Origin of the sequence: Thalassotalea algicola, assembly GCF_012932965.1 — a bacterium.
Classification (GTDB): domain Bacteria; phylum Pseudomonadota; class Gammaproteobacteria; order Enterobacterales; family Alteromonadaceae; genus Thalassotalea_F; species Thalassotalea_F algicola.
Genome location: NZ_JABBXH010000005.1, coordinates 109,031 through 121,946 on the forward strand (window position 1 = coordinate 109,031; position 12,916 = coordinate 121,946).

Annotated in this window: 14 protein-coding genes; all 14 read left to right on the forward strand. The window is 39.5% G+C overall.

Annotation, left to right across the window (positions count from 1 at the left end; all coding sequences use genetic code 11):
* Positions 1-20 precede the first annotated feature (20 nt).
* Complete coding sequence (gene flhF, locus HII17_RS15325) at positions 21-1,514, forward strand: flagellar biosynthesis protein FlhF (protein ID WP_169076247.1); 1,494 nt, start codon at positions 21-23, stop codon at positions 1,512-1,514.
* A gap of 17 nt (positions 1,515-1,531) precedes the next feature.
* Complete coding sequence (locus HII17_RS15330) at positions 1,532-2,377, forward strand: MinD/ParA family protein (protein WP_169076248.1); 846 nt, start codon at positions 1,532-1,534, stop codon at positions 2,375-2,377.
* 19 nt (positions 2,378-2,396) lie between these two features.
* The gene (locus tag HII17_RS15335; RefSeq protein ID WP_169076249.1) at positions 2,397-3,116 is read left to right on the forward strand and encodes an RNA polymerase sigma factor FliA; all 720 of its coding nucleotides are present in this window, start codon (positions 2,397-2,399) and stop codon (positions 3,114-3,116) included.
* Between the two features lie 46 nt (positions 3,117-3,162).
* On the forward strand, positions 3,163-3,546 hold the full coding sequence (cheY, locus tag HII17_RS15340) for a chemotaxis response regulator CheY (protein WP_115999548.1): 384 nt from the start codon (positions 3,163-3,165) through the stop codon (positions 3,544-3,546).
* Between the two features lie 25 nt (positions 3,547-3,571).
* The gene (locus HII17_RS15345; protein ID WP_169076250.1) at positions 3,572-4,315 is read left to right on the forward strand and encodes a protein phosphatase CheZ; all 744 of its coding nucleotides are present in this window, start codon (positions 3,572-3,574) and stop codon (positions 4,313-4,315) included.
* A 14-nt stretch (positions 4,316-4,329) separates the two neighbouring features.
* Entirely contained in the window at positions 4,330-6,453 is a 2,124-nt protein-coding gene (locus tag HII17_RS15350; RefSeq protein ID WP_169076251.1) for a chemotaxis protein CheA, read from the forward strand.
* 26 nt (positions 6,454-6,479) lie between these two features.
* The gene (locus tag HII17_RS15355; RefSeq protein WP_169076252.1) at positions 6,480-7,637 is read left to right on the forward strand and encodes a protein-glutamate methylesterase/protein-glutamine glutaminase; all 1,158 of its coding nucleotides are present in this window, start codon (positions 6,480-6,482) and stop codon (positions 7,635-7,637) included.
* Positions 7,630-8,376, forward strand: coding sequence for a flagellar motor protein (locus tag HII17_RS15360; RefSeq protein WP_169076253.1), 747 nt, complete (start codon positions 7,630-7,632; stop codon positions 8,374-8,376). The genes HII17_RS15355 and HII17_RS15360 overlap by 8 nt, the downstream gene beginning before the upstream one ends.
* Positions 8,376-9,341 (forward strand): flagellar motor protein MotB, encoded by a 966-nt coding sequence (locus tag HII17_RS15365; protein WP_211185381.1) that lies wholly within the window; start codon positions 8,376-8,378, stop codon positions 9,339-9,341. Before HII17_RS15360 ends, HII17_RS15365 begins: the two co-directional genes overlap by 1 nt.
* Positions 9,342-9,353: 12 nt before the next feature.
* A complete protein-coding gene (locus tag HII17_RS15370; protein ID WP_169076254.1) occupies positions 9,354-10,130 on the forward strand; it encodes a ParA family protein in 777 nt (258 codons plus the stop codon).
* A complete protein-coding gene (locus HII17_RS15375) occupies positions 10,131-10,907 on the forward strand; it encodes a chemotaxis protein CheW (protein ID WP_169076255.1) in 777 nt (258 codons plus the stop codon).
* Positions 10,908-10,956: 49 nt separating this feature from the next.
* Positions 10,957-11,451, forward strand: a complete 495-nt coding sequence (locus tag HII17_RS15380; RefSeq protein WP_169076256.1) for a chemotaxis protein CheW — start codon at positions 10,957-10,959, stop codon at positions 11,449-11,451.
* A gap of 43 nt (positions 11,452-11,494) precedes the next feature.
* Positions 11,495-11,968 (forward strand): DUF2802 domain-containing protein, encoded by a 474-nt coding sequence (locus tag HII17_RS19340; protein WP_169076257.1) that lies wholly within the window; start codon positions 11,495-11,497, stop codon positions 11,966-11,968.
* A gap of 113 nt (positions 11,969-12,081) precedes the next feature.
* The gene (locus HII17_RS15390; RefSeq protein ID WP_328824554.1) at positions 12,082-12,855 is read left to right on the forward strand and encodes an MlaA family lipoprotein; all 774 of its coding nucleotides are present in this window, start codon (positions 12,082-12,084) and stop codon (positions 12,853-12,855) included.
* Positions 12,856-12,916: the final 61 nt, after the last annotated feature.

A 12,916-nucleotide genomic window follows, 5' to 3' on the forward strand; every position in this document is an offset into this window, starting at 1 on the left:
GCTGAATTAAGGGGTTATCAGTGAAAATTAAACGTTACGTTGCTAAAGATATGAGAACAGCACTTACTCAAATCAAAGAGGAGCTTGGTGCTGACGCAGTCATAATGTCGAATAAGAAAATCCCTGAAGGTGTCGAACTTATGGCCGCGGTTGATTACGGTCACAAGCCAGAGACAACGGAGCCAGAAGCTACGCAACCTAAAGCAGAGCTTGCTGATGATGTGGTTAAGTTATCAGTAGGGAATCAGTCGCAAGTAGCTCAAATACCAAACCAGCGTGAAATGCAAGCCGATACTGAGCAAGCCGCACCTGCTGATAGCCTGGCAGCATTACTTTCTAGAAATGTGCAACAAGAGCAATCAACGAATATCCAGCAGCAATCAACAAGCCAAGAGCCAGATTTAGAAGTTCAGCTAAAGAAGTTTACAGATCGCCTTCAGCAACAAGGCTCAGAACATAGTAATGAACAACAAGAAACCGACATCGACAATATTTATCAAGGTGATGGCTTCGGCGCCACAAAAGTACAGAATCAAGCGGTTAATAGTCAAACCCAAGCTACATCTGCTGATGTAGTAAGCGTCGATGCATTTAATCAAATGAAAGAAGAAATGGCTTCTATTCGTCAATTATTAGAGCATCAAGTATCTGGCTTAATGTGGCAAGATATGGCGCAAAAAGATCCTAATCGAGCAATGTTAAATGAAAAGCTAATTAGCTTGGGGATTTCAGAAGGGTTAGCTGATCAAATTGCGGGTTACGTACCTTCGCATTTATCACAAGAACAAAGCTGGGAAAGTGCCTTGCAGCTGTTAACTAATCAAATAAACACGACTAATAACGATATTATTCATCGTGGTGGTGTTGTTTCTCTAGTAGGGCCAACAGGTGTAGGTAAAACAACAACGTTAGCAAAACTAGCTGCTAGATTTGCTCAAGTGCATGGTGCTGATGAGTTAGTGTTAATTTCAACAGATACCTACCGAATTGGCGGCTTTGAACAGTTAGAAACCTACGGGAAAATAATTGGTTGCCAAGTTAAGTTAGCAAAAGATCAAGAAACCTTAGAAATGTTGCTTCAACAATTTAGTAACAAAAAACTTGTACTAATTGATACTGCAGGTATGGGACAACGAGATATGCGCTTAGCAGAGCACTTATCTGGTCTGGTGGCCAATTCGCGAACTAGAATTAGAAATTACCTTGTACTAGCGGCCAATACCCAGCAGGCAGTGATGCAAGAAAATGTCGAACGATTTAAGAAAATCCCTCTATGTGGCTGTATTTTTACTAAACTAGATGAAAGCCTAAGTATGGGTGAAATTATTGCGACGGCTATCCAAAATGGGTTACCAATTGGTTATCTAACAGACGGTCAGCGTGTACCTGAAGATATTAAAGTTGCAAATGCTGAAAAATTGGTTAGTCTTGCAGAGAAAATAGCAAACAAATCAGCGATGAAATTCAATTTTGTTGCTCATAAACAACAGATGGCTTCAGCCGCTGTTGGTTAACCACTGAGAAGTTGTAGATGATAGACCAAGCAAGTGGCTTAAGAAAAATGCAAGATTTAAAGCAAATCAAAGTTATCGCAGTTTCTGGAGGCAAAGGTGGCGTTGGTAAAACTAATGTCTCACTTAATACTTCCATCGCGCTTGCCAAACAAGGTAAGCAGGTATTAGTACTTGATGCCGACTTGGGTTTGGCAAATGTAGATGTCATGCTAGGTTTGCGTGTAAAAAAGAATATCTCTCATGTACTTAGCGGTGAATGCGAACTTGATGATATTATTATCGAAGGCCCATGTGGCATAAAAATCATTCCAGCCACCTCTGGCACCCAGTCAATGGTAGACTTAACTCCTTCAGAACATGCTGGTTTAATTCGCGCCTTTAGTGAAATGCAAACTGAATTTGATGTATTAATCGTAGATACCGCCGCAGGTATTTCAGATATGGTACTGAGTTTTGCAAGAGCGTCTCAAGATGTCATGTTAGTGGTTTGTGACGAACCAACCTCTATCACTGATTGCTATGCATTAATGAAATTGCTTAGTCGGGACCATGGCGTTTTTAAATTTAAAGTTGTTGCCAATATGGTTAGAAGTTTAAAAGAAGGTCAGCAACTTTTTGCAAAATTAACTAAAGTAACCGATCGATTTTTAGACGTAGCAATTGAGCTAGTGGCAATTGTGCCTTTCGATGAAAACATTAGAAAATCAGTACGGAAACAAAAAGCAATTGTCGACGCATTTCCAGATTCACCTGCCTCAAAAGCATTCACTGAGTTGGCAACTAAAGTCAATCGTTGGCCGATACCTAACCGTCCATCAGGTCATTTAGAGTTTTTTATTGAGCAATTATTAGAACATCAATAACGCGAAGACTGGAGTTTAAGTGGTAAAAGCAAACGCTTACGCAAGCACCAATGATAAAACTGCACTTATCCAAGAGCATTCTGTTCTTGTTAAGCGCATTGCTTATCATTTACTTGCAAGATTACCTGCTAGTGTTATTGTCGACGATTTAATTCAATCGGGTATGATTGGTTTATTAGAGGCGGCTAATAATTTTGACGGCTCAAAAGGGGCGAGTTTTGAAACCTTTGCAGGGATAAGAATTCGTGGCGCAATGCTTGATGAAATCCGCAAAGGGGACTGGACTCCTCGCTCTGTACATAAAAATAGTCGCATGGTCAGTGAGGCGATCAAATCACTAGAAGCAGAATTTGGTCGAGATGTTACTGATGCTGAAGTGGCTGAAAAACTTGATATTTCAGTAAATGAATACCATCATATCCTTAATGAAGTAAGTTCAGGTAAGATTATTGGCATTGAAGACTTAGGTGTTAGTGATGATGTGATTACTTATGATGAAGAATATCAAGAAGATGATCCATATCATACAATAGAACAAGTAGTCTTTAAAAAAAGGTTAACAGATTGCATTTCGACTTTACCTGAAAGAGAAGCTTTAGTACTGTCTCTTTATTATGATGAAGAGCTAAACTTAAAAGAAATTGGACAAGTTTTAGACGTAAGTGAGTCCAGAGTCAGTCAAATTCATAGTCAGGCAATGCATCGCTTAAAAGCACGTATGCAATCTTGGCAAAGTTAAGTAAAATATATATTAAACTTATTGAAACATTTCACCGGAGGGTGCCTTGGATAAAAATATGAAAGTACTTGTTGTTGATGACTTTTCAACAATGAGACGAATTGTAAAAAACTTATTGCGTGACTTAGGCTTTACTAATATTCAAGAGGCAGATGATGGCAGTACTGCATTACCTATGCTTCAAGGCGGTGACTTCGATTTCGTTGTTACTGACTGGAACATGCCAGGTATGCAAGGTATTGACTTGCTTAAAGCGATTCGAGCTGATGAAAAACTAGCACATATTCCTGTGTTACTAATCACAGCTGAAGCTAAGAAAGAGCAAATCGTGATGGCTGCTCAAGCTGGTGTAAATGGCTACATTGTTAAACCATTTACTGCTGCAACGCTTAAAGAGAAGCTAGATAAAATTTTTGAACGTTTAGGATAAACGATACTAAGCGTGAGGAAATTACATGAATAAAGTATCTGGCGGAAATATAACGTTAGAGCAAGCTAAGTCTTTGGTCGAGTTTTTAGAAAATGACGAGCAAGATAAAGCAGATGCCTTGTTAGCTGAAATTCAAAACCCAATAAACTCAGAGCTATTTGCTGAGATTGGTAAATTGACTCGACAATTGCACGATTCAATGATGAATTTTCAGGTCGACTCTAGATTGAACGACTTAGCAAATGCTGATATCCCAGATGCGAAGGAACGTCTTAATTATGTTATTAGTCGAACGGAAGACGCGGCTAATAAAACAATGGATGCTGTGGAATCAATATTTCCAGTAGTCGATACCATTCAGCAGCAAGTCAAAGCGGTAGATCCTTTATGGAAAAAGCTGATGCATAACGATTTGAATCTTGGTGAATTTAAGTCACTTTGTATTGATATCGATAAGTTATTAAAAACAACTTCCACAGAAACAGAACGTATGCATGCGTTGATGACAGATGTGTTAATGGCGCAAGACTTCCAAGATTTAACTGGACAGGTTATTCGTAAAGTTATTGATTTAGTCCGTGAAGTGGAAGAAAGCTTAATTAATATGCTGACTGCATTTGGCGTGACGGAAGTAGAACAAAAAGAAAATGCAACCCTTAAAACTGGTGAAAACTTAGTCGAAGGGCCGATCGTGAATACTGAAGAAAGAGATGATGTTGTGTCTGACCAAGACGACGTAGATGATCTCTTATCTAGTTTAGGATTTTAGCGGGAGTTTGGTGCATGTCCTTTGAAGCGGATGAAGAAATTCTACAGGATTTTTTGATAGAAGCGGGTGAAATACTCGAAGCGCTCTCTGAGCAACTAGTAGAATTAGAAAATGATCCTGATAATGCTGATTTATTAAATGCAATCTTTAGAGGTTTTCATACCGTAAAAGGTGGCGCCGGATTTTTGTCGTTAACCGAATTGGTTGACTGTTGTCACGGTGCTGAAAACGTTTTTGATATTTTAAGAAATGGCCAACGTTCAGTTACACCTGAACTGATGGACGTTATTTTGCAAGCGCTTGACGAAGTTAACGTTATGTTTGCTGCAGTGCAAAATAGAGAAGATATGGATGCTGCACCTCCTGAGCTTTTAGCTGAGTTACACCGTTTAAGTGTGCCTGAAGGTGAAGAAGAAGCTGCTCCTGAGCCAGAACCAGAACCCGAGCCTACACCAACTCCAACTCCAGTTTCAGAAAGTAGCGACTCTTCTGAAGATATGACAGAAGATGAGTTTGAAGCTTTACTAGATGAATTACATGGCCCAAGTGGTGGTCCATCTGCGGCACCGAGTACCGAAACTAGTAGTGTTAGTGGCGATGAAATCACCGATGATGAATTCGAATCTTTACTAGATGAATTGCACGGGCAAGGTGCATTTTCAAGTGCATCAGCAGCACCTACACCAGAAAGTACTGCTACATCTGATGAAATCAATGACAACGAATTTGAAGCATTGCTGGATGAATTACACGGTAAAGGCAAAGCTCCTAGTACGAGTGCAGGTTCTGCGCCAACACCGACTCCAACAGAAAAACCAGCGGCTCAAGCACCTAAAAAGGCTGAGCCAGCCAAACCAGCAGCTAAACCAAAGCCAGTAGCGAAACCTGCTGGTAAAGCTAAGCCAGCAGCGAAAGATAAAAAAGCTGCAGCTCCAGCAGCTTCTCAAGCTGAAACAACGGTACGTGTAGATACTAAACGCCTAGACCAAATTATGAACATGGTAGGTGAATTGGTATTAGTTCGTAATCGATTGACCAGCTTAGGCTTAACGAAAGAAGATGAAGAGTTAACTAAGGCGGTTTCTAATTTAGATGCTGTTACTACCGACCTTCAAGGCGCGGTAATGAAAACGCGGATGCAACCAATCAAGAAAGTTTTTGGTCGATTCCCGCGTGTTGTTCGTGACTTAGCACGAAGTTTAAACAAAGAAATTAAGTTGATCCTCGAAGGTGAAGATACTGATTTAGATAAAAACCTTGTTGAAGCGCTAGCTGATCCGTTAGTGCATTTAGTGCGTAACTCGGTTGATCATGGTATTGAAGAACCAGACGCTCGAGAAGCAAATGGCAAACCGCGCGAAGGTACAGTAATTCTTTCAGCTTCACAAGAAGGTGATCATATCTTGCTAACCATTCGAGATGATGGTGCAGGCATGAATGCCGATAAGCTAAAAGAAATCGCTATTGAACGAGGTGTGTTAGACGCTGAAGCGGCGGCTAGAATGCCAGAGAAAGAAGCGTTTAGCTTAATATTTGCCCCAGGCTTTTCAACTAAAACTGAAATTTCAGAAGTGTCTGGCCGTGGTGTAGGTATGGATGTGGTGAAAACTAAAATCACCCAACTTAATGGCACAGTAAATATTGATTCAGAAAGAGGCGTAGGAACGGTTCTTGAAATTAAGGTGCCTTTAACATTAGCAATTCTACCGACGTTAATGGTTGTTGTTGGTGAACAAATATTTGCCTTACCATTAGCTGGTGTTAATGAAATATTCCACTTAGATTTGACTAATACCAACACAGTTGATGGCCAATTAACAATTATTGTTAGAGAAAAGGCGATACCGCTATTCTACTTAGATCAATGGTTAGTGAGAGGCGGTACTGATAAACCTAGAGATAAGGGACACGTTGTAATTGTTCAACTTGGCTCTCAACAAGTAGGTTTTGTAGTAGATAGTTTAATTGGTCAAGAAGAAGTCGTTATTAAACCGCTTGATCGTTTACTTCATGGCACGCCGGGAATGGCTGGTGCAACAATCACTAGTGACGGTGGCATAGCGTTAATTCTAGATGTGCCAAGCATGTTGAAGCATTACGCCAAAAAATCAGACGTACATAAGAAGTTACGTAAGTAAAATAACGCCAAATTAAGAGATATTAAATGGCATACAAAGTATTGGTGGTTGATGACTCTAGCTTCTTTCGACGTAGAGTCAGCGACATCCTTAGCCAAGACTCAAACATCGAAGTAGTTGATGTTGCTATTAATGGCAAGGAGGCTGTAGAAAAAGCTGCCAAACTTAGACCAGACGTAATCACTATGGACATTGAAATGCCAGTCTTAAATGGTATTGAAGCTGTTCGTCAGATTATGTCTGACTCACCCACCGCTATTTTAATGTTTTCATCGTTAACACATGAAGGTGCCAAAGCGACATTTGAAGCGTTGGATGCTGGTGCATTAGATTTTTTACCGAAAAAGTTTAATGAAATAGCCAAAAATAGTGATGATGCTGGCAGCCTACTTAGGCAACGTGTATTAGAATTAGGTCGAAAAAGTGCTTCAGTAAAAAGAGGTAGTTTCGCTTCTAATCGACTTGCAAATAGGCCAATACGAACGAATAAGTCAGCTGGTTTATCTTCTGGTATCAAACGACCACTAGGTCAAAAATCAGCGCCAACTTCATCTACAGAGCCAGCAAAGTTAGTAGCGAGTAAATTAAGAAAAAGCTCTGGTAAAAAGTATAAATTATTAGCAATTGGTACTTCTACTGGTGGTCCTGTTGCGTTACAGAAAATTTTAACTCTTATTCCTAAAAACTTCCCACTGCCTATTGTGATGATTCAGCATATGCCGGCAGCATTTACAGAAGCGTTTTCAAATCGCTTAGACTCTCTGTGTCAAATTTCCGTCAAAGAAGCCCAGGATGGCGACAGGTTAACGCCTGGTACTGCTTACTTAGCGCCCGGTGGCATGCAAATGCTTATCGATGGTACGGAAAATGCAGCAAAACTAAAGATAATGGAAGACAACTCGCCAAGAGTTGCTTACAAACCAAGTGTAGATATTAGTTTTGGCTCTGCAGCGAAGATATATAGTGGTGATGTACTAGCGGTAATATTGACCGGCATGGGCGCAGATGGAAGGGAAGGCTCTCGCATGTTAAAAAGTAAAGGTGCGACAATTTGGGCGCAAGATGAAGCAAGTTGTGTTGTTTATGGTATGCCACAAGCGGTAACTGCAGCTGGTTTATCCGAAATGTCATTACCACTTGAGGAAGTAGCAGCAACTATCCTCAAGGAGGTTGGGAATGGATAAGCTCAGTATTGCTGGGCTTGTTGTTGCGATATTAGCTATATACCTAGGATTTAGTATCGAAGGTGGAGCGATATCGACGCTATTTGAATTTCCAGCATTTATTATTGTATTTGGCGGCACTGTTGGTGCTGTCATGTTGCAATCCTCTCATGAACAGTTCTTTCACGCGATTAAATTGTTAAAGTGGGTTTTTACACCGCCAAAATTCGATATCGACAGAGGAATAGAAGATATAGTCGACTGGGCACAAAAAGCCCGAGAGTCTGGATATTTAGTACTCGAAAATATAGCGTTTGATATTGATGATCATTTTGTCAATAAGGGGCTGAATTTTCTTGCTGACGGTGTTGAAACAGAACAGTTAATTACTAATATCGAACTAGATTTAGAATTATATCGCGAGCATAGTTTGCGCTCTGCAAATATTTACGAGTCAATGGGGGGCTATAGCCCAACTATTGGTATTCTTGGTGCCGTGCTTGGGCTTATTCAAGCAATGAGCAATTTAAGTAATCCAGATATGTTAGGACAAGGCATTGCTACTGCTTTTGTCGCAACAATATATGGTGTTGGCTTTGCTAATTTAATTTACATTCCTGTAGCTAACAAGTTACGTACAATTATTCATCAGCAAACCATGTATCGCGAGATGATGGCACAAGGGCTTATTGCAATTTCGCAAGGTGAAAACCCTCATGCCATTGAAAATCGATTGTCAGCATTTAGGTTAAATGAATAATGCGTATAAGAATCAAACGCCATGATGTCGAGCACGACGATGTTCATCGTTGGTTAGTTTCTTATGCTGATTATATGACACTTCTTTTTGCTTTGTTTGTTGTGTTATATGCTATGGCAATGGTCAATGAAGAGCCATTTGAAACGGTCACAGAGTCTTTAGGTCGTGTTTTTCAAGCAAATGATGAACTACCTAAAAACCGTGGTCACGGCGACGATATTTTACCTGTCAATTCCAGCCGTACTAACAAGCGTTTATATGGCAATGGTATTAAAGATGAGAAAGGTCCAGAGTTAACCGATGGCGATCCAATATTATCTAATGTATCAGATAGTGATGTTGGCACTAATTTAACTTCGCTTGAGGAAGAGTTACACACCGCGTTATATGATCTAATTGAGTCGGGGTATGCGCAACTGCAAATCGATGGAGACTGGCTTGAAATTGAACTTAACAGTGGACTGCTTTTTCCTAGCGGATCTTCATCTCCCACCTCTTCAGCCAGAGCTATTTTGTCGGTTATCAATAACATATTAGCTGATGTAACTAATTTTATTCGCGTTAGAGGCTATACTGATAATCAACCGATAAATAATGAAATATATGAATCGAATTGGGAGCTTTCTGTATTTCGTGCAACAGCGGTACTACGATTAATGGAAGAGCTTGAAATTGTACCTGAACGCATGGCGATTGAAGGTTATGGCCAATATTACCCCAGTGCTGATAATACTACCGAGGAAGGTAGGGCACAAAACCGCAAGGTTGTGATTGCAATTTCAAAGTACGGTTTAGATAAAGCTAGTTTACTTGAAACGCCAGCGGTAAGTATTAATGATATTCAAGCAGTAGAGGAAGTAGTTGATTCTACTGATAAAGATAATAGAATAAAAATTATTAGGTTGGAAAACGGAGCGATTCGTATTACAACCCGTGACGAAGATAATTCTGACGACTCAAATTAAGTAGGTGCTCTGTTGGTAGTTTGGACGATAGCAAATCAAAAAGGTGGTGTGGGTAAGACTACGTCAACTATCTCTCTTGGTGGTTTATTAGCAGAGAGGGGAAATAGAGTATTGCTAGTAGATACTGACCCGCATGCGTCACTTAGTTATTATTTTGGTATTGAGTCAGAAGATCTAGAGCTAAGCGTCTATGACTTGTTTACTCAAGTTTCTACAAAAGAACAAATTGAGCAAAGTCTTTGCCCAACAAAATATAAGAATATCGATATTCTTCCTGCAACCATGGGACTAGCGACGCTTGATCGCGCATTGGGTACTAAAGGAGGAATGGGTTTAGTGCTTAAAAAGGCGATTCAAAAACTTGAAGGTGATTACGATTTTGTATTGATGGATTGTCCACCTGTACTTGGCGTACTGATGGTAAATGCACTAGCAGCATCAGATAGAATTATCGTGCCAGTACAAACTGAGTTCTTAGCCCTAAAAGGCTTAGATCGCATGATGAAAACAATGGAGATAATGCAAGGTGAACAGCAAGAACCGTTTACTTATACTATAGTTCCAACAATGTTTGATAAAAGAACTAAAGCATCGTTATTGGCGTATCAAAAATTACAAGAAGTCTATGGTGATACCGTTTGGCCAGGTGTTATTCCTGTAGATACTAACTTTAGAAACGCTAGTGTTGCACAAAAAGTTCCTTCGGATTACGCAGGAGCCTCTAGAGGGGTGTATGCTTATAAGAGCTTACTTAAACATTTATTAAAACTTTCGGTGGTGAAAAAGTAGATGTCAAAATCATTAGCTGCTAGTCAAAAAGTTATGAAGTCTTACTTGTCTGAACTATTAACAGACGAGTCAGAGCAGCTGGAACACAAAGAGCCAGAAAACCAGAAGTTAGAAAAGTTACTGGAAAATGTAACACCGACTACAACATTACCAATTGAAGAAAAAGTAACTACTACAAAAGCTAAAGCTAAAGTAGAAATACCAACTGCTGAGCCGCCCGTTGTTAAAAAATCGGCGCCAGTTATTGAAGAAGCACCAGCCAAAGATATCGAGCTTCAAACTATCAAGAGCCAAAAAGGCATTACGGTTGAAGTGCGAAAAGATTATCGAGAAGGTAGCTTTCAAGCTATGTTTTTCGAAGTGGCAGGTCTTACCATTGCGGTGCCATTAATCGAGCTAGGCGGCATACATAATGTTGAACCTATCAATAATTTGATGGGAAAACCAAATTGGTTTAAAGGGGTAATGTTACACCGAGAAGAAAAAATTAACGTTGTTGATACTGCGCAATGGGTGATGCCAGAAAAGTGTGATGATAAATTAAAAGATTCACTAAACTATCAATATATTATAATGTTAAGTAATAGTCAGTGGGGGCTAATGGCAGAAACATTAGTTGATACTGTTACTTTAGAACAGTCCGATGTGAAGTGGATGGAAAATTCACATAAAAGACCTTGGCTCGCCGGGTTAGTAAAAGACAGAATGTGTGCGTTACTAGATGTAGATGCCCTTATCACGTTGTTAGATAAAGGGCTTGACGTATACCAAGCATAAATATGTTGCCTTCAACGCAACCTAGAAAATTAACTTGAGGACAAGAAGTATGTCTGATGAAAGACGTAATGCTAATGAAGCTATCGATACCAATGATGAAGTATTGCAATGGGTAACGTTTAAGTTAGAAACTGAAACTTATGGCATTAACGTAATGCAAGTCCAAGAAGTATTACGTTATACCGAAATTGCTCCAGTTCCAGGTGCACCAGACTATGTACTAGGGATTATAAATCTTCGTGGTAATGTTGTTACGGTTATCGATACTCGCTCTCGGTTTGGACTAGAATCAGCTGAAGTAACTGATAATACGCGCATTGTGATTATTGAAGCAGAAAAACAAGTAATTGGTATTTTGGTTGATAGTGTCGCTGAAGTTGTTTACTTGAAAGCTTCTGAAATTGATGTTGCACCAAATGTTGGAAATGAAGAAAGTGCTAGATTTATTCAAGGCGTATCTAACAGAGAAGGTGAGCTGTTAATTTTAGTTGATCTGAATAAATTACTTTCAGACGACGAATGGGATGAACTTAAACAGTTCTAAACCGTTAATTTAAGCAAAAAAGCCTGATTGTCAGGCTTTTTTTGTGAATGGAACTATAGCATTGCATATCGAACTTACTATCCTTGCGTTGGGACTACTGATTGTTTTAGTAACATATTCAGTTTTGTTATTTAAATTTTTTCGATTATCAAGTCAATTAAAGCTTTTGCAAAGTCAAATAACAGCGACAGAGTTGTTAAATGGTGACTTGCAAATGAACTTAAGTACCTTACATAAAGAATTTACTGACTTTAAAGTGAACTGTGAGCTTGCTGAAACGGAAAATAGTCAAGTAAGTAAACAACTTGAACATCGTATTAAGACCCTTCAACAAGAGCAGGCTTCAATTAATAGCCAGTTAATACAGGTTCAAGAGCAGCAACCTCAAGATAAGTTCTACACTCGAGCTAATAAATTGGCAGAAAAAGGTGCAGATGTAGAAGAAATCATGGCTGAGTGCGACTTACCTAGAGCTGAGGTTGAAATGCTATTAGCCATACATAAACAAGGTAAGTAGTTCGCAACATTTAGAAATGGTTTTTAATATCGATGTTTGTAAAGGTAAGTGCAACTTAACTACTCTGCATGTTAATATGCCGCCGAAAATAATAATGATTCAAGGGTTTTTTCGTGAATAGTATTTCTTCTCCCCCGCGTTTTATGCGCATGTTTTTCGTCACATGTTTATTAGTGTTATCGGGCTGTTCATCGACACCTGATGTCGAAAATGACCCTAAAGATCCGTTAGAGCCAATTAATCGAGTCTCGTGGACGATTACTTGGGACTATGCAGATAAGTACGTGTTTAAACCTGCTTCGTCAGCTTATGCTGATTATACGCCGACGTTTTTACGATCTGGTTTACATAATATGGCGTTAAACCTTAATGAACCCTCGTCGTTTATTAATAACCTATTGCAAGGTAAATTTACTAACGCAGGTAAAAGTGCCGGGCGATTTATTTTAAACTCCACTATTGGCTTATTTGGCTTCTTCGACCCTGCGAGTGATTTTGAATGGTCAACGCCACAAGAAGAGTTTGGTGAAGTATTAGCTGTTTATGGCGTAGGTGATGGCCCTTATATTGTTATTCCAGGCTTAGGTCCAAGCTCTGTACGTGAAGAAGTTGGTGATTTTGTCGATCGGTACTATTGGCCTCTAGCGGTTATTGATTTTTGGCCAAATATTGTGCGTAGTGCGATTATCGGCCTTGAAGCGCGAGCTTCACTTGGCGATCAGGAGCAACTTATTTATGAGGCTGTTGACCCGTACGAGTTTGTTAAAAACGTTTATTTCCAAAATATGCAATATAAAGTTTATGACGGTAACCCACCGATAGAAGTGGATGAAGATGAAGAAGCTGAACTTGACGCATACTTAGATGAATTTGAAGATGAAGGCTAATATAAAAGCTAGTAAAAAGGTGCATGATTGCACCTTTTTATGTCTTTATTTATTAATTGCT

Bases quoted from the DNA above. Each gene is read 5' to 3' on its own strand.
- HII17_RS15330 (WP_169076248.1), top strand. From the start codon at position 1,532: ATGATAGACCAAGCAAGTGGCTTAAGAAAAATGCAAGATTTAAAGCAA.
- HII17_RS15365 (WP_211185381.1), top strand. From the start codon at position 8,376: ATGCGTATAAGAATCAAACGCCATGATGTCGAGCACGACGATGTTCAT.
- HII17_RS15345 (WP_169076250.1), top strand. From the start codon at position 3,572: ATGAATAAAGTATCTGGCGGAAATATAACGTTAGAGCAAGCTAAGTCT.
- HII17_RS15355 (WP_169076252.1), top strand. From the start codon at position 6,480: ATGGCATACAAAGTATTGGTGGTTGATGACTCTAGCTTCTTTCGACGT.
- HII17_RS15380 (WP_169076256.1), top strand. From the start codon at position 10,957: ATGTCTGATGAAAGACGTAATGCTAATGAAGCTATCGATACCAATGAT.
- HII17_RS15350 (WP_169076251.1), top strand. From the start codon at position 4,330: ATGTCCTTTGAAGCGGATGAAGAAATTCTACAGGATTTTTTGATAGAA.
- HII17_RS15375 (WP_169076255.1), top strand. From the start codon at position 10,131: ATGTCAAAATCATTAGCTGCTAGTCAAAAAGTTATGAAGTCTTACTTG.
- HII17_RS15360 (WP_169076253.1), top strand. From the start codon at position 7,630: ATGGATAAGCTCAGTATTGCTGGGCTTGTTGTTGCGATATTAGCTATA.